Consider the following 24,676-nt stretch of genomic DNA (forward strand, 5'->3'; position numbering starts at 1 on the left):
GTGTACTCGGTTGCTGAACTGGTCGACTCGTCGGAATCGGGTATATCTGTAGAGTCTAGGCGCTATTCCCGGCGGCCACACCCGATGCCCAGGCCCACTGGAAATTATGCCCTCCCAGATGCCCGGTTACATCGACCACCTCGCCGATGAAATACAGGTTTGGCTGGTCCAGTACTGCCATGGTTTTGGAAGACAGCTGCCGCGTGTCCACACCGCCCAGGGTAACCTCCGCAGTACGATACCCTTCGGTACCTGCTGGCTTGATGGACCATTGGCCGAGGGTGCTGGCGACCTGGTCGATATCGGTATTCTTGTAGCCCTGCAGAGGGCCGGTCCAGCCATTGAGATCGTTGAAAGCCTGGGCAAACCGTTTGGGCAGGTGCTGGGCGAGGTACTGGCCTACGGTGGATTGCGGTTTGGCTTTGCGCAGTGACAGCAGGTCTTCGCGAATCTGGCATGCGGGCAGCAGGTTGACGGCGAGGCTGTCACCCGGCTCCCAGAAGCTGGAAATCTGCAGCATGGCCGGACCGCTGAGGCCGCGATGGGTGACCAGCATGGGTTCCCGGAAGTGCTCATTGTTGCAGCTGACGTCCACCGGGCAGCTGATGCCGGACAGGGGCGCGAGTTGCTGTTTCAGCTCCGGATGGAGTGTAAAGGGCACCAGGCCCGCACGAGTTGGCAGCACCTCAAGTCCGAATTGCTTTGCGATGTCATAACCGAAGCCTGTGGCCCCCATGGTGGGAATGGACAGTCCGCCGCAGGCGACGACGAGGGATTCGCAACTCAGGGTGCCTGAGCCGGTATCCAACTGGTAACCGTCGGATGTTGCGACGATATTTCGCGCCTGGGTTTTCATGCGAATCTCGGCGCCGGCCCATTCACACTCGGTCAGTAGCAGGTTGAGGATATCCTTGGCGCTGTCCCGGCAGAATAGCTGCCCGGCCGCTTTTTCTTCGTGCTCGATACCGTGGCGCTCCACCAGTTCCAGAAAATGCTGAGGCGTGTAGCGTTTCAGGGCGGAGATACAGAAGTGGGGATTCTCCGACAGGAAGTTGGCGGGGGTGCTGTTGAGATTGGTGAAATTACAGCGCCCACCGCCGGACATCAGGATCTTCTTGCCCGGTTTGTTGGCATGGTCCAGCACCAGCACCCGGCGCCCGCGATAACCCGCGGTGGCGGCGCACATCAGGCCCGCCGCCCCGGCACCGATGATAATCACGTCGTAGTCTGAAGCCATGGTATAACCGCAATCCGTTAAAAGGTGCGGAGATTATACGGATTGGCGTCGGCGACGTCTGCCGGGTACGGCGGTGCGTCCCTGAACCAGCCGGTCAGAGGTACACCTGGCCTTCCATGTAGAACGCGGCTTGCCCAGCTATGTCGACCCGGTCGCCTTTCAGTTCACAGCGTAACTCGCCACCGCGGGCTGAGAGTTGCCGGGCTTCGAACGTCGTGCCTCCCAGGCGTTCCGCCCAGTACGGAACCAGTACACTGTGAATGGAACCGGTGACCGGGTCCTCGTCAACGCCCACGCCCGGCGCAAAATAGCGACTGACGAAATCGCAGTCTTCACCCCGAGCGGTGACGATCAGGCCCTGGTTGCCCAGTTGCTTCAGCAGCCGGAGGTCCGGCTTGGCATCAAGCACCGCCTGTTCTGACTCCAGGACGATCAGGTAGTTGGTGTCATTCGGTACATACAGAGCGGTATCGGGAGCGTTCGGCAGAGCCTGTTTGACGAGCTCCGGTGTGGGCTGTTCCTGCCAGTCCAGACGCGGGAAATCCAGGGTCAGCCAGCCACCATCGCCCTGGCGGACGCCGAGGATGCCGCTCTTTGACCGGAAATGAACGGTGTCTTTCGCCCAGCCCAGCTTGTTGAAAATGATCCAGGCGCTGGCGAGGGTGGCATGGCCGCACAGGGGCACTTCGGCGCCCGGCGTAAACCAGCGGATGTGAAAGTCCACTTCGGGATCGTCTTTCTCTGCCACGAAGTAGGCGGTTTCCGACAGTTTGTTTTCAAGGGCGAGGGCCTGCAGTGTCTTGTCCTCGAGCCAGCTTTCCAGCGGCATGACGGCTGCGGGGTTGCCGCCGAACAGATTACTGGTGAACGCGTCTACCTGATAAATTGGATAGCTCATCGGCATGTCTCCCTGAGAATTCGTTTAGCGTAGTGGTGGGCTTTTCCGGTGGCAAACCGTTCAAGCTCGATTTCACTGTAAAAATGCAGTTCCGGCAAGGGACGGGTGTGGGTGAGCACCCAGTGATCCTGTTGTTTCCGATCCACCCGGAAGCCAAGATCGTCCAGCCATTGCAGGGTTGCGCGCATACCTTTCAGCGTAACAGGCGTGGCCGGTACGTGGTTCAGCGCCAGCAGATCCTTCGTGCTGCTGCGCGGGGGCGGGGTAAAGTTGTGGGGCAGGGCCCGGTTCAATGCGTTCATGGAGAAATTCCTTCTTCCTGTGACGATGACTCCATTGTCTTTCCTGGCTGACTTCCATAACAGATTCAGATAATCTGTTTTTGAACCGGTACAGATGAGGTGTTGAGTCATCTGTACCGGTGTGAATCCGGGCCATCTGTACTGCCCGTGGTTGCCTCAGGTTTGGCAGGATAACGCTATGGGTATTCTCTATAATCAGGTGGCAGATCAGCTTCAGGCTCTGATTCGCGATGGCGTCTATCGCGAAGGCGAACGTTTGCCCGGAGTTCGGGTATTAAGCCGGCAGTTTGGCGTGAGTATTTCGACTGTTCTGCAAGCGCACCAGACCCTGGAGGGCCGGGGGTACCTGGAAGCCCGTGAACGCAGTGGCTACTTTGTACGGTTGCCGGCCAAAGATGCGCCTGAGCCGATCATGCGTCGATACCGCGCAAGGCCGGTGCCCGTCAGTGCACGGGACATGGCCCTGGAACTGTGTGCCGATGAGCAGAAGCGCATGGTGCCTCTCGCTGCTGCGGTCCCGCACCCGGATTTTCTGCCGGTACGGCAGATTCAGCAGTCCATCCTCTGGGCCGCCCGGCGCGGGCTGGAATATCAGGATTATGCTTTCCCGGGCAAGGAGTCCTTCCGGCGCCAACTGGCCCAGCGCATGGCCGCTCTCGGGGTGCCGGTGACTGCAGACGATATCCTCGCCACCAACGGTGCCCAGGAAGCCATCATTCTGGCGCTCCGTGCGGTGACCGTACCCGGTGATATCGTGGTGGTGGAGTCTCCCTCTTTTCCCGGCATTCTTCACGCGTTGGAAGTGGTGGGCTTGCGGGTTATTGAAGTGCCTACCCATCCATCCGACGGGCTGAGCCTGGAAGGCCTGGAAATGGCGTTGGAGCAGTGGCCGGTCAAAGCCTGTGTGGTGGTGACCAATCACAGTAACCCGATGGGCGCGCGCATGTCCGATGAGCGCAAGCACCAGCTGGTGACCATGCTGGAAGATGCGCGGGTGCCGCTGATAGAGGACGACATCTATGGCGACCTGTTCCACAGCGGTGAACGCCCGCGACCAGCCAAGGCCTTTGACCGTACCGGCAATGTGATTTACTGCAGTTCCTTCTCGAAAACCATTTCCCCGGGGCTTCGGCTGGGCTGGATGGTGCCCGGGCGCTACATGGCCGAGGCGCGCCAACACAAGTACTTCGTCAATCTGGCGACCTCCAGCATCCCGCAACTGGCGGTGGCGCACTTTCTGGAGCAGGGCAGCTATGACCGCTACCTGCGTTCGGCCAGACAGAACTACAGGCAGACCACTGAGCGGATGCGAACCGCCGTGGCGCGTTGGTTCCCGGAGGGCACAGCGGTGAGCCGGCCCCAGGGCGGGTTTGTGCTTTGGGTACAACTGCCGGGCAAGAATACCGGCACCGAGGTCTACCGGCGTGCCCGGGAGGAAAACATCAATGTCGCGCCGGGGCTGATGTTCTCGACCGCGGATAAATACAGCAATTGTCTGAGGCTGAACAGCGCCAATCCCTGGAGCGAACGTATCGAAGTTGCCGTACGCAGGCTAGGGGAGCTGGCGGAGCAATCACTGAACGGCTGAGTCCCGCAGATCCAGCGGATCCATCAGCCCGGCCGCAATAGCGATGCCGGTGACATCCTGCATGCGCTCCACGCCCAGGCGTTTCATCACCCGGGAGCGGTACAGGTCGATGGTCTTGATACTGACATCCAGCATGTCGGCAATCTCGCGGCTGGTGTAACCCTGGGCCAACGGCAGGAACACGTCCCGTTCCCGTCGGGTGAGGGTGGCGATCAGCGCTTCGGTATCCTCGTCCCCGCGTTGCTGCTGGCTGGTTTGCTGATGTTCCTGTAATGCCTGCTGCACACTGTCCAGCAACAACTGCTCGTTGAACGGTTTCTCGATGAAGTCGAAGGCGCCTGACTTGAAGGCTCTCACGACAATCGGCACATCCGCATGCCCGGACACAAAGATAATCGGCAGCCGGGAACCGCGCTTCTGCAATTCTTCCTGCACATTCAGTCCGCCCAGGCCGGGCATTCTTACGTCGAGGATCACGCAGCCGCTGGTGGCGTCCGCCAGGGCCTCCAGAAACTGGCGGCCGTCCGCGTACGCCTGGACGTTGAGGCCAACGGATTCCAACAGCCACTGGGTGGATTCAAGCATGCCGGCATCGTCATCAACCACGTATACGGTGGTGGAAGCGTCAGTCATGTGGGGGTGTCTCCGTTATATGGACAGGTTTATGGCGTGAGGATGTCGCGGGCGGAAACCGGCAGGTCAGGGTCAGTCCGCCCTGTTCAGTCCTGGCAGCGTCCAGGAAGCCGCCGAAGCCCTCGATAATGGAGCGGCTCATGGACAGGCCGAGCCCCAGGCCCTGGGATTTGCTGGTATAGAACGGCGTGAACATCTGTCGCAGTCCTTCGTCGTCCAGCCCCGGACCCTGATCGGTGACCTGGATCAGGGTTTCCCGGGCCCCGGTGACGGTAGTGGTAAGGGTGATCCGGGATGGGCGCTCACTGGCTGATTCGATGTTGGCGTCGATGCCGTTTCGAATCAGGTTGATCAGCACCTGTTCCAACAAGACCGGGTCGGCGGTAATGACAGGACCGGGATCTGCAAGCTGCTCCCGGATGGTGATGCCGTGTTTCTCCGCATCCCACTGGCACAGGCGTGCCACGTTGGTGATGACGTCGTTGACCGCGATGGGGGCGGTGCGCTTCTGGCCTTTACGCAGGAATGCACGCAGGCGCTTGATCACTTCCGATGCCCGGTTGGCGTGGTGGGTGATGCGCTGCAGGCCATCGTCCACCCGGTCCAGGCAATCCGGGTTGTCCCGCGCCTGTTTCAGGTATCGCTGGCTGGCGCTGGCAAAGTTCACGATGGTGGCCAGGGGCTGGTTCATCTCATGGGCAATGCTGGATGCCAGCTCGCCGAGGGTGGCCAGGCGCGCGGTGTGGGCCAGTTCATCGGCCAGTCTGCGGTTATTTTCCTCAGATTCCACCCTCGCAGTAATATCCCGCGATACGCTGACAACCTCAATTACCGCCCCGGTGTAGGTTTCACGAATGGCACGGCTGGCGATCTCGAACCAGCGCTTGCTGCCGTCCCGATGGGTGATGTTCAGGGTCATGGTGGCGTAGCCATCGTCCCGGAGCTGGCGGCGGGTCTCCTCCAGTTGCTGGCTCACTCCGGTTCCCCGAAAGATGTCCTCCAGGGGTTTGCCGCGAAGTTCCTCGGGCCAGTAGCCCAGCAAACGCCAGGACGCGGGGGTGGCATCAATAAACTGGCCATCGGGGGCGTGGCGGGAGATCAGGTCTGTGGTGTTCTCGGTGATCAGGCGATACAACCGGCTGGCGCGGGCCGCCTCGTCCCGTGCCTGGATCTCTTCGGTGGCATTCCGCCCGCGTGCAATCACCTCACCGGTGTCGGGCGCCGGTATAAAGGTCCACAGCAAGATGCAGTCGGCCACCCGGCTTTCAACGGATTCAATGGCCCGCTGCTGGTCCAGGCAAGCTTTCACCAAAGCCCGGGTGTTTACCGGGAGCAAGGCCGCTGCTTCATTGTGATGACAGTGCTGGCACAGCTTTGAGGCTGCCAGGTTTTTACCTTTCACCTGTGCGTTGCCATCCAGAATAAGGGTAGCTTCCGGGTCGAGGTCCTGAAGTGGGCTAAGCTTGGTCAAGGGGATAACGTCTCATGATCTGATATTGTTATAGTGTTTATACTATAATACGTTGGTGCAATTTCTAGTATATTCCCTATCAAATACTATTCCGGCTATGTTGGAGTATAGCTGTTATAGCGTACTCCCTGAATACACCATAAGAACAATGCCGCTCACAGAGGACCACAACCATGACCTCGATTTTTGACCAGGGTCTCGCGCCCCTTGATGCCAACTACGCTGTTCAGTCTCCCATTGATTTCATTGAGCGCACCGCCAGTGTGTACCCGGACTACCCGGCCGTGATTCACGGGGCGCTGCGCTATACCTGGCAGCAGACATACGACCGCAGCCGCCGTCTTGCCTCGGCTCTGGCCGGTCGCGGTATTGGTCGTGGTGACACCGTAGCGGTGATGCTGCCTAACATTCCCGCCATGGTGGAGTGCCATTTCGGCGTGCCAATGATCGGTGCGGTGCTTAATACCCTCAATGTCCGTTTGGACGCGGAAGCCATCGCATTCATGCTGGGGCATGGCGAGGCGAAAGTGGTGATCGCCGATCGGGAATTCGGCGAAGTGATCCGCGATGCGGTCAGCCGGCTGGACACCAAGCCGCTGGTGGTTGATGTGGATGATCCGGAGTACGGCGAAGGCACCCAGGTCAGTGACCTGGACTATGAAGCCTTCCTGCAGGAAGGGGATCCGAACTACGCGTGGCGTTTCCCGGAAAACGAGTGGGATGCAATCTCCCTGAACTACACCTCCGGTACCACCGGCAACCCGAAAGGGGTGGTGTATCACCACCGTGGCGCCTACCTGAATTCGCTGGGCAACCAGGCTGTGTGGTCCATGGACATGCACCCGGTGTACCTCTGGACCCTGCCGATGTTCCATTGCAACGGCTGGTGCTTCCCCTGGACCGTTACCGCCATGGCAGGCACCCATGTGTGCCTGCGCCGGGTGGACCCGGAAAAGATCCTGCAGCTGATCCGTGATCATCAGGTCACCCACATGTGCGGTGCGCCGATTGTGCTGAACGCGTTGCTGAACGTGCCGGAGTCGGCCAAAACCGGTATTGATCACGAAGTGAAGTCCATGACCGCCGGTGCCGCACCCCCTGCGCAGGTGATTGGCGCCATTGAGGAAATGGGCATTGCGGTGACCCATGTATACGGCCTCACCGAGGTGTATGGCCCGGTCACGGTTTGTGCCTGGAAATCCGAGTGGGATGCCTTGCCCTTGCATGATCGCGCCAGAAAGAAGGCTCGTCAGGGCGTTCGTTATCACACTCTGGCGGGCACCATGGTGGGCGATCCCAACACCATGGAACCGGTGCCGAAGGATGGCAAAACCATTGGTGAAATCTTCCTGCGCGGCAATACCGTGATGAAGGGTTACCTGAAGAATCCGAAAGCCACCGAAGAAGCCTTCCGGGGCGGCTGGTTCCACACCGGGGATCTGGCGGTGTGGCATGAAGACGGCTACATGGAAATCAAGGACCGCCTGAAAGACATCATCATTTCCGGCGGCGAGAACATCTCCACCATCGAAGTGGAGGACACCCTCTATCGTCATCCTGCTGTGCTTGAGGCTGCGGTGGTTGCCCGCCCGGACGAGAAATGGGGTGAAACGCCCTGTGCTTTCGTGACCCTCAAGCCGGAAGCCGGCGATGTCAGCGAGGAAGACATCATCAGTTTCTGTCGCGAGCACCTGGCCCGCTTCAAGGTGCCCAAGACGGTGGTTTTCTCGGAATTGCCCAAGACATCCACCGGCAAGATCCAGAAGTTTGTGCTGCGTGACCAGGCCAAAGAGCTCGAATAACCGAGCTCGCCGCTGACCTGGCGCTCAGCGCCTCTTAAACACCCTCACAAAAACAACATCAGGTGCACGCATTGGCGTGCACCCGGAGGCCTTATTATGCAAATTTTTCATCGAAACAACGGGGAAGAGCAGCCGTACTGGCCTGCAGGCCCTTTCAAGATTCGACTGCCGTTCGTCCATTACCGCTGGGAATTCGCGGAGATGGTCCAGGCGCTGATCATGTTCGTGGTCAGCCTGGCGATGATTCCGTTGTTGGAGAAATACCTGGGCGTGCCTTATGACGTGGCGCTGGCTTACGTGGTTATCTGTGGCATCGGCTTCATGCTTCCGGCTCTGCTCGGTGTACCGCTGGTGCCAGGCTGGATTACCCCGGGCATTCCGGTGGTGTTGCTGTTCCTGGGTGACTACGAACCTGGTCCCGAAGCCATTCAGGCCCTGTTCGCACTTCAGTTCCTGGTGTTCATCATCTTCCTGGTTCTGGGAGTAACCCGCCTGGGCAGCAAACTGGTGGAGCTGATTCCCCGGTCGATGAAAGGCGGCATCATCATCGGTGCCGGTATCGCGGCGCTGATGGGGGAAATCGAAGCTGGCGGACGGTTGGCGGAAACCCCGATCTCGCTGATTGTGGGCGGCCTGGTGTGTCTGTACCTGATGTTCTCCGTGTCGTTCAAGGGCTTCGTGGATACCAGCAACCTTGCCCGCAAGATCGCCAACTACGGCATGGTACCGGGGATGGTGGTTGCCATTCTGGTGGGCTTTGCCACCGGTGAGTATGCGGTTCCGAACGTGGAGTGGGGCATTACCAAACCGGCGTTTGACGAACTCTGGAACTACCTGCCGTTTGCGGTTGGCTTCCCGGATGTCGAAGTGTTCATGTACGCCATTCCCACGGCGGTGATTGCGTACGTCATTGCCTTTGGCGACATCGTTGTCGGCCAGTCGCTGATGAACCGCGTGGATCACCTGCGCAAGGATGAGGACATCGACAACAGCATCGATCGCGTTCATCTGGTGACTGCCATTCGCAACGGTGGCCATGCCTTCTTCGCACCGTATCCTGGCCTGGCAGGCCCGATCTGGACGGCGGTTACCGCCACCATGGCGGAGCGTTACAAGTATGGCCGTAACGCCATGGACTCCATCTACAGCGGCGGCGGCACCTTCTGGATTACCGGTTTCATCGCGCTGTTCGTATTGCCGTTGGTGAGCTTCTTCCAGCCGGTGCTGCCGATTGCACTGTCACTGACCCTGCTGCTGACCGGTTATATCTGCCTGATGGTGGGGCTGGAGCAGCTGGAGAACAACACCGAGCGCGGCATCGCCGGCACCATGGGTGTGGTGCTGGCGGTGTACGGCGCTGGCTGGGGGCTGGCCACCGGCGCGGTGCTGTATTTCCTGATTGAACGTACCAAGTTGCTTGGTTTCACCGCGGACCCCGAAGCGCCGGGTGTGCAAGCCGCGGAAGAGCACTAAACCGGTCGCCTCCGGCTTCTGCACCGGAGGCGACCCAACCCCTGTGTGTCCTTCGGGAGGTATCGGCAATGCCATACCTCCCCTTTTTTTGACTGAATGTCATTTTGTGACAAATTGTCTGGTTTTGCCTGTCATCGACTTCCTTCCCTCTGCTTTTCAGGTTTAAACTGATTTGGCTGGTTATTTTTCGTCCGCCACTCCATAACCATAAAAACCGGAGGCAGTCATGACCATCAGCTCCACGCCCGACGGCGTGAACGTTGCTCCCCGGCACCTGCGGTTCGACGTCGCCGACGACCTTAAAACCCTGTGGCACGGGAACGATGCCTTCCGTACCGCGTTTTTCAACGCCTTATCCCTGCAGTTCCCCGACGGTGAGCAGCAGTTCATCAATGCCGTGCGTCTGTACCGGGACAGGGTTGATGACCCCAAGCTGGCAGAGGAGATTCGCGGCTTTATCGGTCAGGAAGCGCTGCACAGTCGTGAACACAAGAGCTATAACGAAGCCCTGAAAGCCCGTGGTTATGACATCGAAGGGCTGGACCGGAGGTTTCGCAAGCACATGGCGTGGGTGGGCCGGCTTCCCCCGAGCCGCCAGCTTGCAGGCACCTGTGGCGCGGAGCATTACACCGCCGTGCTGGCCAACGCGATCCTCAGTCATCCCGAGTGGATGGACGGCGCAACGCCGACCATGAGGGCCTTGTGGCGCTGGCACGCCATTGAAGAAACCGAGCACAAGTCCGTCGCCTTTGATGTCTACCGTCACTGCATCGGCAATGAGCGGCTACGGCGTATTGTCTTCCTTTTCGTGACCTGGAACTTCTTCAAGTACACCTTTATCAATACCTGCAGCCTGCTGAAAACCGACGGCAAACTCTGGAGCCTGCGGACCTGGATGGGCGGCCTGAATTTCCTTTGGGGTAAGCCCGGGGTGCTGCGCAAGTGCATGCCGGATTTCATGGCCTATTTCCGTAAAGGCTTTCACCCGTGGCAGCAGGATAACCGAGCACTTCTGGAGGACAATCTGCGGGAGCTGGAAAACGTGGCGTCGGGTTCGTAACAGGTGATTGCTGAAATAATGATCACTTTGTGCAAGACTGGCTGCTGCCAAAAACAACGACAATAAAAAGGGAATTCCGTGCCAGGAAGTTCCCACAGCTGGAGGCACCCATGCGAGTTGGTTTAATCGTGGATTCTGCGTGCGATTTGCCCTATGAGTTCAGTCGCAAGCACGATCTGTTTGTACTTCCCGTCACCGCGGTGATCGACGGCCAGACCTATATTGATGAACATGATCCTGTTCGTACCCAGGAGTTCTATCAAAGTGGCCTTTTGCAGCGAGGGCACCACGCCGAAACCCAGGCATTCACCGCTGAGCAGATCCATGACCTGTTCATGGAAAAAATCGTGACACAGTACGATCTGGCGATCTGTGAAACGGTTACCAGAACGCGAAGCCTCATTTTTCAGAACGCCACCGAAGCGATGAACAGTGTCATGGCACACTACCAGGAGCCACGGAAAGCCGCTGGGCGGGAAGGTCGGTTCTCCATGCGGGTGATCGACAGTAAGCAGATATTCGCAGGGCAGGGGTTGCTCGCTGCTCATACTCTTCGGTTGATCGGGCAGAAAATATCGAAGAATGCTCTGCGTAATGAAGTGGACCGCTTCACGGATAAAATCTATACCTGTGTGATTCCCAGGGATCTTCACTACATCCGCGAGCGTGCCCGTCGTCGTGGCGACAAGAGTGTCTCTGCTCTGGTGGCATTTCTGGGCAAGGCTCTGAATATTACTCCGGTTATTTTCGGCCAGGGCGCTGTTGGTACTCCGGTAGCGAAAACGCGAAGTTTCGATGTCGCGGTCGAGAAAGTGATGAACTACGCCGCGGCCAGGGTTGACGCGGGTTTGCTCACTCCCTATGTCTGTCTTTCCTGTGGGCTGACCTGGACCGAAATCGAGGATCTGCCGGGCCTGAACCAACTCCGGGATGCCTGCGAACGTAACGGTGTGGAGTTACTGCTCTCCCAGATGGGAATCACCAGCAGTATTTATGTGGGGCCAGGCAGTCTCTGTCTGTCGCTGGCGGCTGAGCCCCATGATTTCAAAGATTTCCAGTAATGGCTGGTCTTCCCTTCAGTTGATGGCCACTGGCCGGGCCGCACCCGCCTGGCCGTATTTTTGGCAAACCTTTCCCGTCGGTCTTCGTGTTAGCCTCTGGCCATCGGATTCCATTCCAGAAACAGGACAGCTGACACCATGACAAAAGGCAATACGGATCTCGCCAACGAGCTGCTTGAGCAGCACGTCAAGCATGAAATGGCGGCGCTGAAGGGCGCGAAACTGCGCAAGTTTGTAGAGCATGAAGTCGATGAGCTGTTGCGTTATGCAGACGAGATTACCCTTGGCCGCATAACCTCGGAAGAGCAGGTGATGGGGGTGATCCAGCGCATCGTTGTGGATATGGAGTTGGGGGACGGGCTTCCTGAAATGGCTGCGGAAATGGCCACGGAGGTGCTGAATGCCCCGGTACAGGCCGAGACAACCCTGGGCGAGATCCTTACCCGCGAGCAGGCCACCGGTTTTCTGGAGGAGGCGCTGGAGTTACGGCAGCAGCGGGAACGGATCATCAGCGAAATCATGGCCCACCCGGTCTACCAGGAGCTGGTCTCCAATGTGGTGTATCACGGGCTGGTCAATTATCTCTATGAAGACAACCTGATTACCAAGTCGGTTCCGGCGGTGGGCTCAGTAATGAAGTTTGGCAAGCGCATGGCCAACAGGGCTGTGCCAGGCCTGGACGAGACCTTCGAACGGCGGATCAAGGCGTGGCTGTCCGACAGCTTGCCCGGGCTGATCAACCGCAGTGAACAGTTCCTGCATCGCGCCCTGTCCGACAGTGAGCTGCGAGACAGCGTGATGGCGGCCTGGGTGGCGGTGGAAGATCGCACCATTGAAGACCTGCACGAAGGGCTGGGTGACATTCAGTTGCAGGAATTCGTGGTCATGGGGTACGAGTTCTGGCTGCAGTTCCGTAAGACGCCGTACTTTGAAGGCTGCGTCAGGGCGGTAGTGTCTCATCTGTTTGCCAAATACGGTGACCGGCCCATTTCCGACCTGCTGAATGACGTTGGCGTTACCAGAGAGGTCATCATGTCGGAGATCGATGGTTTCATTCTGCCCATTGTGGACGTTTTGCGGGAAGAGGGTTATGTTGAGGCCCTGGTCCGCCGCCGCTTGTCATCGTTCTACAAATCCGCCGCGGCGAAAAAGATTCTCCAGCAGGAGGCCTGACAGCGAGCGCCTCCGGCTTGTATAAGTGGAGGCGCTGTTGTTTTCGGAACTGTTCTGGGCCTACCTTGTGGCCATCACGCTGCTGACCGTCACCCCGGGAGTCGATACCCTGCTGGTGATGCGCAACACCGGCCGGGGTGGGCTGAAGGATGGCTGCGTGACCAGCGTGGGTATCTGTAGCGGTCTCTTCATTCACGCCTCATTGTCCGCACTGGGTATTTCCATTTTGTTGGTGGAGACGGCCTGGGCCTTCTCCGCGCTCAAGTGGGCAGGCGCCTGCTATCTGGTGTGGCTGGGTATCGGTTCTCTGCGGCAGGCCATCAAGCGCGGCGATGAGCCCCGCGCTGTCGAATCCCCGGTGGCCCGGCGCCCTGTTTCCCGCTGGCTGTCTTTTCGGGAAGGTCTGCTTTCCAACGTTCTCAACCCCAAAACCGCGTTGTTCTACATGGCATTGTTGCCGCAGTTCGTGGATCCGTCCGGCAATGCTTTCCAGCAGTCACTGATTCTGGCAGGGGTGCATTTCCTGTTGGCGATGTTCTGGCAATGTGGGCTGGCGTGGGTGGTTGTCCGGTTCCGGGGGCTGGGCGCCAGTGTCCGGCTCAAGCGTGCGCTGAATGCGTTGACGGGCGGGTTCTTTGTGGCCATGGGGGCAAAGCTGGCGACGAACTGATGCAGGTTCCCGACCGGGCAAAGAAAAAGGGAAGCCGAGGCTTCCCTTTTCTGATTCACGTCACGGGACGCGCTGGGATTACTTCTCCAGGTACTGGAGCTTGTTGGGCTTACCATCCCATTCTTCGGCGTCCGGGAGCGGGTCTTTCTTCTCGGTGATGTTCGGCCATTTGCCAGCCAGATCAGCGTTGATCTCAACAAACTCGACCTGATCGGCGGGCAGTTCGTCTTCGGAGAAAATCGCTTCGGCAGGGCATTCCGGCTCGCACAGGGCGCAGTCAATACACTCGTCCGGGTCGATCACCAGAAAGTTCGGGCCTTCGTAGAAGCAGTCAACCGGACACACCTCTACGCAGTCGGTGTATTTACACTTGATACAGTTATCAGTAACGATAAAGGCCATAGTTTGATTCCTGGTCCAGTGGTCAGTCTCATCAGTTTATAATATGAAGTGCGCGATATTGTAGGGAGCGACCCCCGCTCCCGCAAGCGTCAGGCCGCTATAAACTTATTACTTAGATCAATCCGGCCGGATTTGCCGTCTACTTCGCCATTAATTGTTTTAGTTCGTACAGCCGGTTCAGCGCTTCCCGCGGTGTCAGGTCATCCACGTCGAGTGTTTTCAGGGCTTCCTCTACCGCGCTTGGCTCCATGCTGGCGAACATGTCCCCCTGCCATACCGGCTCATTCACCCTTGGTTCACTGACAGCTGGCGTGGCCCTGGTTTCTTCTTGCCCGCCTGCCTGTGCTGGCGCAATCGGATTCACCGGTGTGCTGTTGCCTTCCAGATGGGTCAACTGGGCCCTGGCATTGCGGATGACGTCCTGGGGAACCCCGGCGAGCTTGGCCACCTGCAGGCCGTAGCTCTGACTGGCCGGGCCGTCGTGGACGTTGTGCAGGAACACAATGCTGTCATCGTGTTCGGTGGCAGTCAGGTGCACGTTGACCGCGTGCCGCAGCTCTTCGGCCAGTTGCGTCAGCTCGAAGTAATGGGTGGCGAACAGGGTGTAGCAACGAGTTTCCTTGGCCAGGTGCTCGGCGGTGGCCCAGGCCAGGGACAGGCCGTCGAAGGTACTGGTACCACGCCCCACCTCGTCCATCAGTACCAGGCTGTACTCGGTGGCGTTGTGGAGAATGTTGGCGGTTTCCGTCATTTCCACCATGAAGGTGGAGCGGCCGCCGGCGATGTCATCGGAGGAACCCATGCGGGTAAAGATGCGGTCCACTGGCCCAATAATCGCGCGGTTGGCCGGCACAAAACTGCCGGTATAGGCCAGCAGGGCAATCAGTGCCGCCTGGCGCATGTAGGTGGACTTACCGCCCATGTTGGGGCCGGTGATCACCAGCATGCGACGCTGGGTGTCCATCAGCAGGTCATTGGGTACGTAAGGCTCGCTCAGCAACTGCTCTACAACCGGATGACGGCCTTCCTCGATATCAAAGCCCGGCATCTCACTGAACTCGGGCGCACAGAAGCGCAGACTGGTGGCGCGCTCGGCAAAGTTACTCAGTACGTCGAGTTCGGCAAGGGCCTGGGCTGCATCCTGCAGCGGCGCCAGTTCCGCGGCAACGGTTTCCAGCACCTCGTCGTAGAGGGATTTCTCCCGGGCCAGGGCGCGGCTCTTGGCGCTCAGGGCTTTGTCCTCGAATTCTTTCAGTTCCGGCGTGATAAAACGCTCGGCATTCTTCAGGGTCTGGCGGCGGATGTAGTCCACCGGCGCCTGGTCGGACTGGGCGCGGCTGATTTCAATGTAGTAGCCGTGAACCCGGTTGTAGCCCACCTTCAGGGTGGTGATGCCGGTACGTTCTTTCTCCCGGGTTTCTACGTCCAGCAGGTACTGGCCGGCGTTTTCGCTGATGTTGCGCAGTTCGTCCAGCTCTTCGTCAAAGCCCTCGCGGATGACGCCGCCGTCGCGGATCACCACGGGCGGGTTGTCGATGATCGACCGCTCCAGCAGGTCAGACAGTTCCGGATATTCCCCGATGATGGACGCCAGTTTGACGATGTGGTGGGAACTGACCGGTTTCAATGCTTCCTGCAGGTCCGGCAGGGCCTGAAACGCATCCCTCAGCCGGGCCAGGTCCCGGGGCCGTGCTGATCGCAGCGCGACCCGGGCAAGTACCCGCTCAATATCCCCCACGGTTTTCAGAAGATCGTGAACCGGCTCATAGTGGAAGCCGTCCAGAAGGGCGGAGACCGCCTGCTGGCGCTGTTGTACCACGTCAACGTCCCGCAGGGGCCGATTGAGCCAGCGACGTAGCTCGCGGCCACCCATGGAAGTAGCGGTTTTGTCCATCACCCAGGCCAGGGTGTGTTGATGGCCGCCCATCAGATTGGTGTCGATTTCCAGATTGCGACGACTGGTGGCGTCCAGGATAACGGCTTCCTCGCGGCGCTCGCGAGTCAGCTTACGAATGTGGGGCAGGGACGTACGCTGGGTTTCCCGGGCGTATTGCAGCAGGCAGCCGGCGGCACAGATCGCCAGGGTCAGGTCCTCGCAGCCGAAGCCGGTCAGGTCCCGCACCTGGAGTTGCTGGGTAATCACCCGGCGGGCGGTGTCGGACTCAAACAGCCAGGGGCCTTGTCTGCGAATGCCGGTGAAGCCTTCCAGCAGTTCCTCGTAAGGGAAGTCCTCGCTGATCAGGATCTCTGCCGGGCGCAGGCGCTGGAGTTCGCCCTGAAGGGCCTCGAGGCTTTCCAGTTCGGACACGGCAAAGCGACCACTGGAAATGTCCAGAGAAGCAAAGCCGAATTGTTCGCGGTGGCTGTGGATCGCCACCAGCAGGTTGTCGCGACGGTCCTCCAGGAACGCATCGTCACTCAGGGTGCCGGGCGTGACAATGCGAACGACCTGCCGCTCCACCGGACCCTTGCTGGTGGCCGGATCACCAATCTGTTCGCAAATGGCGATGGATTGACCTGCCCGCACCAGCCGTGCAATGTAACCTTCAGCGGAATGGTATGGAATCCCGGCCATGGGAATCGGACTGCCACCGGACTGACCGCGGGCGGTGAGCGTAATGTCCATCAGCTCCGCCGCTTTTTTGGCGTCATCGTAGAACAGCTCGTAAAAGTCTCCCATACGGTAGAACACCATTTCATTCGGGTGTTCGCCCTTGATTTTGAGATACTGCCTCATCATCGGCGTGTGCTGGGATAGGTCGGTCTGGGCTACTGACATGAAGACGTCCGGATCATTGGCTTTTTACAGAGTCGGGGATTGTAAGAAAATAGGGAGCCTCTGAATAGCTCCTAATGCTCCGGATGAAACGAGGGAGAGGATTATGTCTGTGACCGATGAACAACTCGCGGATGCCGGGAATCGTCTCGGGGATGAATTGATCCGTCAGGAGCGCACGATTGCCACGGCTGAGAGTTGCACAGGCGGCTGGGTTGCCAAGGTGCTGACTGACCGCGCCGGATCTTCTGCATACGTAGAAGCGGGGTTGGTGACTTACAGCAATGAGGCAAAAATAAAATTGCTTGGCGTCACCGAAAGGTCCCTGGAAGAACATGGTGCCGTGAGCGAACCGGTGGTGCGGGAAATGGTGGCGGGCGCCCTGGCCGCTACCGGTGCTGGCGTAGCGGTCGCGATCAGTGGCGTAGCCGGCCCTGGTGGCGGCAGTGATGACAAGCCTGTGGGCACGGTCTGGTTTGCCTGGGGCACCGGCCCGGACGATACCGTGGCCAGGGTAGAATGCTTCCCGGGTGATCGGGATGAGGTCCGAAGACAGGCTGTTTTGTATGTACTTCAGGGCGTTACAGCGTTTCTCGGGGCAGCCTGAAAACAGGGGTTGGTCTCGCCGACGGGTTATGTTTTAATACTGTTCAAATATACAGGAATGAGGGTTTCGCACCGATGGAAGACAACCGCAAGAAAGCATTAAGCGCAGCACTGAGCCAGATCGAGCGCCAGTTCGGCAAGGGCGCCGTGATGAAAATGGGCGATCAGCCCCGTGAAGCCATCCCTGCGGTTTCCACCGGTTCCCTGGGGTTGGATGTTGCCCTCGGTATTGGTGGCCTGCCATACGGTCGGATTGTCGAAATCTACGGCCCGGAAAGCTCCGGTAAAACCACGCTGACCCTCCAGGTGATTGCCGAAGCCCAGAAGCAGGGCAAAACCTGCGCCTTCGTCGACGCCGAGCACGCCCTGGATCCTGTGTATGCCGAAAAGCTGGGCGTCAACGTTGACGAATTGCTGGTTTCCCAGCCGGACACCGGCGAACAGGCCCTGGAAATCGCCGACATGCTGGTTCGCTCCAATGCGGTTGACGTCATCATCGTCGACTCCGTTGCGGCCCTCACGCCAAAAGCCGAAATCGAAGGCGAAATGGGTGACAGCCACGTTGGCCTGCAGGCCCGTCTGATGTCCCAGGCCCTGCGTAAACTGACCGGTAACGTCAAGCACGCCAGCTGCCTGTTGGTGTTCATCAACCAGATCCGCATGAAGATCGGCGTTATGTTCGGCTCTCCGGAAACCACCACCGGTGGCAACGCCCTGAAATTCTACTCCTCCGTACGTCTCGACATCCGTCGCATCGGTGCCGTTAAAGACGGCGACGAAGTGGTGGGCAACGAAACCCGCGTCAAAGTGGTCAAGAACAAGGTATCCCCGCCGTTCAAACAGGCCGAATTCCAGATCATGTACGGCAAGGGCATCTACCACATGGCCGAAGTGCTTGATATGGGCGTGAAGGAAGGTTTCGTGGACAAGTCCGGTGCCTGGTACGCCTACAACGGTGACAAGATCGGCCAGGGCAAGGCCAATGCCTGCAAGTACCTTGAAGAAAACCTGGAAATCGCCCACGAAATCGAAGCCAAGGTGCGTGACAAGCTGATGCCAAAGCCGGTTTCCAAGAAAGATGCGGCGGCTGCAGAAGAGCCGGCGGAAGCCAATGGTGAGCTGCTTTAAGGTTCCAGCCTTTTGGGGGAGGATGCCATGAAACGACTATTAATCGTCGCTCACGCGCCTTCCCCGAATACCCTACGATTGCGCGACGCCGTTAAAGACGGTGCCTGCCATGAAGACATCGAGGCCGTCGAGGTGGTGGTCAAAGCACCGCTGGAGGCTGGCCCCGATGACATCCTCGCCTGCGATGCCATCATCCTCGGTACCACTGAAAACCTCGGTTACATGAGTGGCGCCCTCAAAGACTTCTTTGATCGCAGCTACTACCCCTGCCTGGAACTGACCCAGGGCCTGCCTTTTGCCTACTACATTCGCGCCGGCCACGATGGCACCGGCACCAACCGCGCCATCGAAAGCATCACCACCGGCCTGCGCTGGAAACTCGTACAGGAACCTCTGATCTGCCGTGGCGACTATAAGCACGAGTTTGAGGAGCAGTGCCGGGAACTGGGAATGTACGTGGCAGCCAGCCTTGATGCTGGTCTGCTGTAACGCATGTCCGGCGTAACGATTGCAGAAATCTTTGGTGGGAACGCGACATAGCGGGCGGCAGATTCTACAATGACCGGCCATGGAACTAACCCGTTTGGCGTTTCACACCCGAAGGGGGGATCGCCAAAGCATTCAGACCGTTACAGGACCGAACCTTGAAGTCACTGTCCCTGCATCAGCTATACAAAGCCTGTGTCCTAAAAGATCTGCCATTCAAGACCACCCGGCAACTGGAGCCGTTGGCTGAAATCGTTGGCCAGAACCGGGCCCAGGAAGCCGTCCGTTTTGCACTGGCCATGCCCCATAGCGGTTACAACGTCTATGCCGTCGGCCGTAACGGCTTGGGTAAGCGCACCATGATGCTCCGGTATCTGGAGCATCATGTGGACACCGAGCAGAGTAGCCATGACTGGTGTTACGTGGCCAATTTCGAGGAGCCCCGCATACCAAAGCTGCTCCGTTTGCCCGCAGGCAAGGGTAATACCCTGAAACAGGATATGGAGCGGCTGATGGGGAGGCTGATGAAAATGATCCCCCAGACGTTTGACAGCGACAGTTTCCTGGAGCGCGCGGAACAGCTCAAGAACGAGTATGGAAAAAAGCAGGAAGACGAACTGGAAAAAGTGGCCAGCCAGGCCAGGCGCAAGAAGGTCAGCCTGACGGTCTCGACACCGGGCGGTTACCGCTTGGTGGCAATGAATGGAGACGAACCCCATACTGCTGAATCGTTCAAGGAACTGACCGATGAGCAGCGCGACAAGTTCGAGGACTCTATCAACAAGCTTGAGAAAAAGCTGCGCCAGGCGCTGCGTAAACTGGCGGACTGGGAACAGGAGTATGCCGAGAAACAGATGGCTCTCAATCAGGAGACTCTGGAGGGTATTTCCGGGCACCAGCTTGATGAGCTGATTGCCAAGTACAAGGATTTGCCAGAAGTCGTGGCTTATTTCGAGGCGGTGCGCGCTGATCTGGCTGAAAGCCTGGATATCTTTCTTGAAGACAATGAGGAGCAGGCCGCCATTGCCTACGCCTCTCTGGACAAGAAAATGCCCCGCCGCTATCTGGTCAACGTGTTGGTTCACCAGAAAAACGATGAGGTTCCGGTGGTGGTGGAAGACAATCCGACCTACCACAACCTGTTCGGTTATGTGGAGAACGTAACCTACAAGGGCACGGTGTTTACCGACTTCTCCCTGATTCGGCCGGGGAGCCTGCACCGGGCCAATGGCGGCTACCTGTTGATGGATGCCATCAAGGTGCTGGAGCAGCCATTTGTCTGGGACGGGCTGAAGCGGGCATTGCGTTCCAAATCGATTCAGATCAATTCCCTGGAGCGGGAAATGACCCTGTCCGGAACCATTTCCATCGAACCGGAAGCCGTTCCCCTGGACGTCAAGATTGTACTGTTCGGTGACCGCGAAACCTGGATGCTGCTGCAGGATTACGATCCCGAGTTTGCCGAATTGTTCCGGGTTACAGCGGATTTCGAGAACGAAATGTACCGCACCGATGACAGCCAGCTGCTGTACGCCAAGTTCATTGCCAGCCTGGTCAACGAGAAGAAGCTGCTGCACTGCAACAACAAGGCGGTGGCGCGGATCATCGAATACAGTGCCCGTATGGCCGATCATCAGGATCGGCTTTCACTCCACGCGGCGGACATTGCCAACCTGCTGCGGGAATCGGATTTCTGGGCCCGTCAGGCCGGGGCACGGCTGATTCAGGATGTTCATGTGGAGCGTGCGCTGGAGAGCGCGAAGTATCGCAGCAGCCGTATCCGCGATCAGTTCTATGATTCCATCCGGGACGGTTCGACACTGGTGTCCACGACAGGGACTTGCGTCGGGCAGGTGAATGCCCTGTCGGTGCTGTCCACGGGTGGTTTCGAATTTGGCTTATCAAACCGGATCACTGCCACCTGCTATTATGGTGATGGCGCGGTGATGGACATTGAACGGGACGTCAAACTGGGGGGGAATATCCACTCGAAAGGGGTGATGATCCTCAGCTCCTGGCTGGCAGCCCATTTTGCCGTCAATGATCCCATGCATCTGTCTGCCAGCCTGACGTTCGAACAGAACTATGGGGAAGTGGATGGTGACAGCGCTTCTCTGGCAGAGTTGTGTGCCCTGGTGTCCGCTTTGTCCGGACTGCCGGTTCGCCAGGATCTGGCGATTACCGGCTCGGTGAACCAGTTTGGCGAGGTACAGCCGATTGGTGGCGTCAACGAGAAGGTTGAAGGTTTTTTCCACACCTGTCAGCTCAAGGGCGGCCTTACGGGTGCCCAGGGGGTGGTCCTTCCGGCTACTAATGTGCAGAACCTGATGTTGGACAGCGAAGTGGTCCAGGCTGTACGTAAGGATCAGTTCGCGGTTTATTCCGTCAGTCGTGCGGAGGAGGCGATCACATTGCTGCTGGGTAAACCCGCGGGCAAGGCCGATGCCAAGGGCCGGTACCCGAAGCAGAGTGTTTTTGGCATTATCCAGCAACGCCTCGAAAAAATGCGCGAGCATGAGCGCCAGGAGCACGCCCGGGATGATCACAAAGATCCGTCAATCCACTGACCGGACAAGATAATAAAGGACAGGAGAGTAAGATCACATGACTGATATCCAGCAAACCGTTTACGTGGTAGAAGATGACGAAGCCGTCCGTGACTCACTGGAGCTGCTGCTCAAGTCCGACGGCAAGCCGGTAAAGACCTACGAGAACGCCACGGCTTTTCTGCGGGATTACTCCGAGAAAATGGCCGGTTGTATCGTGCTGGATATCCGCATGCCGGGGATGGATGGCATGGAGCTTCAGAAAAAGCTCAATGAAAAACACTCCATTCTGCCGATTATTTTTGTGACCGGTCACGGTGATGTGCCCATGGCGGTGGATGCCATGAAAGAGGGCGCGGTGGACTTTATCCAGAAGCCATACCGCGAAGAGGCGTTGCTGGAGAAAATTGAAGCCGCTCTGGAGCAGGATCTTGAGCAGCGGAAATCTCTGGATGAGAAGCAGGAAATCATCAAGCGCATCAAAAGCCTGACGCCCCGGGAACATGAGATCATGGACCGGATGATCGAGGGTCAGGCCAACAAGGTGATCGCCATTGAACTGGAAATCAGTCAGCGCACTGTCGAAATCCACCGCTCGCGGGTGATGCACAAGATGGGGACTCACTCCCTGGCGCACCTGGTTCGTATGGTTCTGTCCGTAAAGGACCTTATCGACGCCCGCTGAATAGGCCGGCATGATACGGTTAACATTTCAACCGGCCTGTTTATATGACTGAAGCTGTCAGCGAGACCGCAGAGGCGACGGTTCTGCTCGTGGATGATAATCCGCAGAACCTGAAAGTCCTCTATGAGACCCTGAAAGACAAAGGCTATCGCCTGCTAATCGCCAATGACGGCGAAAAGGCACTGGACCTGGCACACCGCCACCAGCCAGAAGTGATCCTGCTGGATATCATGATGCCGGAGCTAGACGGCTATCAGGTGTGTGAGCGATTGAAAGCCGATCCGGTCACCTCTGACTGCGCCGTTGTATTCCTGTCGGCCCTGGATGATGTCCAGGCCAAGGTGAAGGGGTTTGGTCTGGGTGGTGCAGACTATATTTCCAAACCGTTCCAGGCTCAGGAAGTCATCGCACGGGTAAAGACCCACGCCCGCGTTATCCGCCTCGAACGTGAACTCCAGGAGCGAAACCGGCAACTGGAGAGTGACCAGGCCCGCATTCTGAACTCCATCAGTGAGGGCATTTACGGCCTGGATGCCGAAGGCACCATCGTTTTTGCCAACCCCGCCGCCGCGCTGATCGTACGTACCCCGGCGGAAGAGTTGATTGGCCGTAATTTCTTTGATCTTCATTGCGCCGACGTTGGTGCGGGTACCTCGCAGCATCCGGTGCAGTCAACCTGTCGCCAGGGGGTTGCCGAGAACCAGAGAAATATTGTCATGGGCCGGCCCGATGGGACGTCGTTTCCCGCCGAGTACCGTTCCACGCCCAAGCTGGATGGTGAAGAGCTTCGTGGTGCTGTGGTCGTGTTCCGGGATATCACTGCCGAGCTGGAAAGCGAGCAGGCGCTGGAAGACGCCAGGGCGATTGTTCAGGAGCAGCGGGATCAGCTGGCGCACGCGTCGAGGCTGTCCACCATGGGCGAAATGGCCGCCGGCTTTGCCCATGAGGTCAACCAGCCGCTGACCGCCATTACCAATTATGCCCGTGTCGCCAAGCGCATGATGGCCAAAGAAGATCTGGACCGGGACCTGCTTCAGGAAACCCTCGACAAGATTGAGGCTCAATCCCATCGTGCCAGCGAAATTATCCGCCGTATCCGCCGTTTCATGAAGAAGCCGGCGACCGGTAAGGAAACCCTGTCCGTACCGGCGTTGCTGGAGGATACCCGGCAGTTCGCTGAGGTGGACATGCGCAACAACGAGGGTGGAATTGAAGTCACTGTGGCGGATGACGTGCCAGACGTTCTGGCGGACCCGATCCAGGTGCAGCAGGTGGCCCTGAACCTGATTCGCAACGCCCTGGAGGCCACAGGCAGTGCCGGTTCCTCGGCTCCGGTGGAGGTCTCGGCGGCCATGACAGGCAGTAGCTGTGTGCGAATAGAAGTGAGGGACTACGGCACGGGCCTGCCGGAGGGTGCCGAGGAGAAGCTTTTCCTGCCTTTCTACTCAACAAAAGACGATGGCATGGGCATTGGCCTTTCCATGTGCCGCTCGCTGATTCAGGCCCAGGGTGGCGATATCGGGTTTGAAAGGCCGGAAGATGGTGGCGCCCGCTTTTTCTTCACGTTGCCCGTTGCGGGCGCCGAGGGGAATCCCTGTGAGGTTAATGAACTCACCGAGCGGGGCGCTTAGCCCCAGGTGATGTTCCCGGTCAGGTGGGGTGCATCGCCCTTTGCGTTCAGTAGCTGGTAGTCCCAGTTACTGTCACCGGTTTGCCAGTTAAGCTGGGCCGTGCCCGGCAGAAACAGCGGTTTCTTGAACTGACAGGCCACCGATACGGCTTCATGTTTCCAGCCCGCCTGCTGCTCCAGCAGTGCCAGAACCTGTGCCTTGCTCCACATGCCATGGGCGATAGCCCGGGGGAACCCGAACGCCCTGGCCGTCAGTGCATGCAGGTGGATGGGGTTGCGGTCCCCGGATACCTTGGCGTACTGGCGACCAATGGATTCCGGCGCATTGATGTTCAGGGTGTTGGGGTAACGCTGCAGCTCCGGTGGTTTTCCGGGTTTTGTTTTCTCACCCTGTTGCGGCTGCCGGAACAGGTTGGTGCTGACTTCTTCCCATACCAGCTTTCCGGCTGAGCTCACTTCCGTGACCAGGTCAAACTCAAGTCCCTTCGCTCCCTGGTTCTGTCCGTCCAGCCGGACGTCGATGTCCAGAGTTTCGCCAATTCTGATGGGTCTGTGCTGCGTGATGGTGTTGCGCAGGTGGACCAGGCCCAGCAAGGGCAGGGGAAAGGCTTTCTCGGTCAGTAACTTCAGGTGAAGCGGAAACGCCAGTATGTGGGGCCAGGTGATGGGGGCGTGGGTTTGTGTCGCAAAGCCACATACCTTCTGGTAGCGTTTCAGGTTATCGTTGGCCGTACTGACGCCCACCAGGCTCGACCTGAGGCCGGGAATTTCCAGGTCACCGCTGGCTTTCTGGCCTTTGGGCAGTATGGCCTTGCCATACAGTGTCCAGAGTGAAGGTGGACGGCTCTGGTAGACAGACACATCGGACATATCGTTAAATCTCCAACACTTTGAAACAGTTAGATTCCAATTGGTGACCAAAAAGGTGAGATGTGTAAACAATCTGGTACAACTGTGCGCATCTGGCCTGATATGCTCTAATATAAGACCAAGGTATAAAGTCTGGCAAACCCGGCCGGATTCGGCATTGACTTGGTTCCCGGTGGGGT

The 24,676-nt window shown here is 58.4% G+C and carries 21 protein-coding genes; 13 read left to right on the plus strand and 8 right to left on the minus strand.

What is annotated here, in order from left to right; translation table 11 throughout:
* Positions 1-55: 55 nt before the first annotated feature.
* From ACJO3M_RS15230 to ACJO3M_RS15240, 3 genes are all read right to left on the minus strand, one after another.
* Entirely contained in the window at positions 56-1,237 is a 1,182-nt protein-coding gene (locus tag ACJO3M_RS15230; RefSeq protein WP_407002243.1) for a BaiN/RdsA family NAD(P)/FAD-dependent oxidoreductase, read from the minus strand.
* Positions 1,238-1,331: 94 nt separating this feature from the next.
* Entirely contained in the window at positions 1,332-2,135 is an 804-nt protein-coding gene (locus ACJO3M_RS15235) for a PhzF family phenazine biosynthesis protein (RefSeq protein ID WP_407002244.1), read from the minus strand.
* The gene (locus ACJO3M_RS15240; RefSeq protein WP_407002245.1) at positions 2,132-2,437 is read right to left on the minus strand and encodes a hypothetical protein; all 306 of its coding nucleotides are present in this window, start codon (positions 2,435-2,437) and stop codon (positions 2,132-2,134) included. The genes ACJO3M_RS15235 and ACJO3M_RS15240 overlap by 4 nt, the downstream gene beginning before the upstream one ends.
* A gap of 178 nt (positions 2,438-2,615) precedes the next feature.
* Here ACJO3M_RS15240 and ACJO3M_RS15245 point away from each other — a divergent pair, with 178 nt between their 5' ends.
* Positions 2,616-4,025 (plus strand): aminotransferase-like domain-containing protein, encoded by a 1,410-nt coding sequence (locus tag ACJO3M_RS15245; RefSeq protein ID WP_407002246.1) that lies wholly within the window; start codon positions 2,616-2,618, stop codon positions 4,023-4,025.
* Here ACJO3M_RS15245 and ACJO3M_RS15250 read toward each other — a convergent pair.
* Positions 4,011-4,658, minus strand: a complete 648-nt coding sequence (locus tag ACJO3M_RS15250; protein WP_407002247.1) for a response regulator transcription factor — start codon at positions 4,656-4,658, stop codon at positions 4,011-4,013. The two genes, ACJO3M_RS15245 and ACJO3M_RS15250, sit on opposite strands and share 15 nt — an antisense overlap.
* Positions 4,651-6,129 (minus strand): sensor histidine kinase, encoded by a 1,479-nt coding sequence (locus ACJO3M_RS15255; protein ID WP_407002248.1) that lies wholly within the window; start codon positions 6,127-6,129, stop codon positions 4,651-4,653. Before ACJO3M_RS15255 ends, ACJO3M_RS15250 begins: the two co-directional genes overlap by 8 nt.
* Positions 6,130-6,302: 173 nt before the next feature.
* Between ACJO3M_RS15255 and ACJO3M_RS15260 the strand changes: the two genes are divergently transcribed.
* From ACJO3M_RS15260 to ACJO3M_RS15285, 6 genes are all read left to right on the plus strand, one after another.
* Positions 6,303-7,931, plus strand: a complete 1,629-nt coding sequence (locus tag ACJO3M_RS15260) for an acyl-CoA synthetase (RefSeq protein ID WP_407002249.1) — start codon at positions 6,303-6,305, stop codon at positions 7,929-7,931.
* 96 nt (positions 7,932-8,027) lie between these two features.
* Positions 8,028-9,404, plus strand: coding sequence for a solute carrier family 23 protein (locus tag ACJO3M_RS15265; protein WP_407002250.1), 1,377 nt, complete (start codon positions 8,028-8,030; stop codon positions 9,402-9,404).
* A gap of 226 nt (positions 9,405-9,630) precedes the next feature.
* Entirely contained in the window at positions 9,631-10,464 is an 834-nt protein-coding gene (locus tag ACJO3M_RS15270) for a metal-dependent hydrolase (RefSeq protein WP_407002251.1), read from the plus strand.
* Positions 10,465-10,574: 110 nt separating this feature from the next.
* Positions 10,575-11,525 carry a DegV family protein gene (locus tag ACJO3M_RS15275; RefSeq protein WP_407002252.1) on the plus strand — a complete coding sequence of 317 codons (951 nt, stop codon included), beginning with the start codon at positions 10,575-10,577 and terminating at the stop codon, positions 11,523-11,525.
* Between the two features lie 138 nt (positions 11,526-11,663).
* Complete coding sequence (locus ACJO3M_RS15280; RefSeq protein ID WP_407002253.1) at positions 11,664-12,698, plus strand: hypothetical protein; 1,035 nt, start codon at positions 11,664-11,666, stop codon at positions 12,696-12,698.
* A 37-nt stretch (positions 12,699-12,735) separates the two neighbouring features.
* Positions 12,736-13,368, plus strand: a complete 633-nt coding sequence (locus ACJO3M_RS15285) for a LysE family translocator (RefSeq protein ID WP_407002254.1) — start codon at positions 12,736-12,738, stop codon at positions 13,366-13,368.
* Positions 13,369-13,446: 78 nt separating this feature from the next.
* On the opposite strand, the gene fdxA is transcribed toward ACJO3M_RS15285, so the two are convergent.
* Positions 13,447-13,770, minus strand: coding sequence for a ferredoxin FdxA (gene fdxA / locus ACJO3M_RS15290; RefSeq protein ID WP_200364774.1), 324 nt, complete (start codon positions 13,768-13,770; stop codon positions 13,447-13,449).
* 139 nt (positions 13,771-13,909) lie between these two features.
* A complete protein-coding gene (mutS, locus tag ACJO3M_RS15295) occupies positions 13,910-16,549 on the minus strand; it encodes a DNA mismatch repair protein MutS (RefSeq protein WP_407002255.1) in 2,640 nt (879 codons plus the stop codon).
* A gap of 103 nt (positions 16,550-16,652) precedes the next feature.
* Between mutS and pncC the strand changes: the two genes are divergently transcribed.
* The 6 genes from pncC to ACJO3M_RS15325 all read left to right on the plus strand — a co-directional run bounded on the left by pncC (position 16,653) and on the right by ACJO3M_RS15325 (position 23,628).
* Positions 16,653-17,153, plus strand: a complete 501-nt coding sequence (pncC, locus tag ACJO3M_RS15300) for a nicotinamide-nucleotide amidase (protein WP_407002257.1) — start codon at positions 16,653-16,655, stop codon at positions 17,151-17,153.
* Positions 17,154-17,227: 74 nt separating this feature from the next.
* Positions 17,228-18,280 carry a recombinase RecA gene (recA, locus tag ACJO3M_RS15305; protein WP_407002258.1) on the plus strand — a complete coding sequence of 351 codons (1,053 nt, stop codon included), beginning with the start codon at positions 17,228-17,230 and terminating at the stop codon, positions 18,278-18,280.
* Positions 18,281-18,307: 27 nt separating this feature from the next.
* Positions 18,308-18,769: a flavodoxin family protein gene (locus ACJO3M_RS15310; protein WP_407002259.1), complete on the plus strand. Its 462-nt coding sequence runs from the start codon at positions 18,308-18,310 to the stop codon at positions 18,767-18,769.
* A gap of 155 nt (positions 18,770-18,924) precedes the next feature.
* The gene (locus tag ACJO3M_RS15315) at positions 18,925-21,333 is read left to right on the plus strand and encodes a Lon protease family protein (protein WP_407002260.1); all 2,409 of its coding nucleotides are present in this window, start codon (positions 18,925-18,927) and stop codon (positions 21,331-21,333) included.
* A 37-nt stretch (positions 21,334-21,370) separates the two neighbouring features.
* Positions 21,371-21,997, plus strand: coding sequence for a response regulator FixJ (gene fixJ / locus ACJO3M_RS15320; RefSeq protein WP_407002261.1), 627 nt, complete (start codon positions 21,371-21,373; stop codon positions 21,995-21,997).
* A 44-nt stretch (positions 21,998-22,041) separates the two neighbouring features.
* On the plus strand, positions 22,042-23,628 hold the full coding sequence (locus ACJO3M_RS15325; protein ID WP_407002262.1) for an ATP-binding response regulator: 1,587 nt from the start codon (positions 22,042-22,044) through the stop codon (positions 23,626-23,628).
* Here ACJO3M_RS15325 and ACJO3M_RS15330 read toward each other — a convergent pair.
* Positions 23,625-24,497 (minus strand): MaoC/PaaZ C-terminal domain-containing protein, encoded by an 873-nt coding sequence (locus tag ACJO3M_RS15330; RefSeq protein WP_407002263.1) that lies wholly within the window; start codon positions 24,495-24,497, stop codon positions 23,625-23,627. The two genes, ACJO3M_RS15325 and ACJO3M_RS15330, sit on opposite strands and share 4 nt — an antisense overlap.
* Between the last annotated feature and the right edge of the window lie 179 nt (positions 24,498-24,676).

The sequence above is a fragment of the Marinobacter alkalisoli genome, from assembly GCF_045449795.1.
In the GTDB taxonomy this organism is placed as follows: domain Bacteria; phylum Pseudomonadota; class Gammaproteobacteria; order Pseudomonadales; family Oleiphilaceae; genus Marinobacter.

Coding starts and splice junctions, on each gene's coding strand:
- ACJO3M_RS15240 (WP_407002245.1), bottom strand. CDS start 2,437: ATGAACGCATTGAACCGGGCCCTGCCCCACAACTTTACCCCGCCCCCG.
- fdxA (WP_200364774.1), bottom strand. CDS start 13,770: ATGGCCTTTATCGTTACTGATAACTGTATCAAGTGTAAATACACCGAC.
- ACJO3M_RS15250 (WP_407002247.1), bottom strand. CDS start 4,658: ATGACTGACGCTTCCACCACCGTATACGTGGTTGATGACGATGCCGGC.
- ACJO3M_RS15260 (WP_407002249.1), top strand. CDS start 6,303: ATGACCTCGATTTTTGACCAGGGTCTCGCGCCCCTTGATGCCAACTAC.
- mutS (WP_407002255.1), bottom strand. CDS start 16,549: ATGTCAGTAGCCCAGACCGACCTATCCCAGCACACGCCGATGATGAGG.
- ACJO3M_RS15230 (WP_407002243.1), bottom strand. CDS start 1,237: ATGGCTTCAGACTACGACGTGATTATCATCGGTGCCGGGGCGGCGGGC.
- ACJO3M_RS15235 (WP_407002244.1), bottom strand. CDS start 2,135: ATGAGCTATCCAATTTATCAGGTAGACGCGTTCACCAGTAATCTGTTC.
- ACJO3M_RS15275 (WP_407002252.1), top strand. CDS start 10,575: ATGCGAGTTGGTTTAATCGTGGATTCTGCGTGCGATTTGCCCTATGAG.
- pncC (WP_407002257.1), top strand. CDS start 16,653: ATGTCTGTGACCGATGAACAACTCGCGGATGCCGGGAATCGTCTCGGG.
- ACJO3M_RS15325 (WP_407002262.1), top strand. CDS start 22,042: ATGACTGAAGCTGTCAGCGAGACCGCAGAGGCGACGGTTCTGCTCGTG.
- fixJ (WP_407002261.1), top strand. CDS start 21,371: ATGACTGATATCCAGCAAACCGTTTACGTGGTAGAAGATGACGAAGCC.
- recA (WP_407002258.1), top strand. CDS start 17,228: ATGGAAGACAACCGCAAGAAAGCATTAAGCGCAGCACTGAGCCAGATC.
- ACJO3M_RS15330 (WP_407002263.1), bottom strand. CDS start 24,497: ATGTCCGATGTGTCTGTCTACCAGAGCCGTCCACCTTCACTCTGGACA.
- ACJO3M_RS15265 (WP_407002250.1), top strand. CDS start 8,028: ATGCAAATTTTTCATCGAAACAACGGGGAAGAGCAGCCGTACTGGCCT.
- ACJO3M_RS15280 (WP_407002253.1), top strand. CDS start 11,664: ATGACAAAAGGCAATACGGATCTCGCCAACGAGCTGCTTGAGCAGCAC.
- ACJO3M_RS15270 (WP_407002251.1), top strand. CDS start 9,631: ATGACCATCAGCTCCACGCCCGACGGCGTGAACGTTGCTCCCCGGCAC.
- ACJO3M_RS15245 (WP_407002246.1), top strand. CDS start 2,616: ATGGGTATTCTCTATAATCAGGTGGCAGATCAGCTTCAGGCTCTGATT.
- ACJO3M_RS15310 (WP_407002259.1), top strand. CDS start 18,308: ATGAAACGACTATTAATCGTCGCTCACGCGCCTTCCCCGAATACCCTA.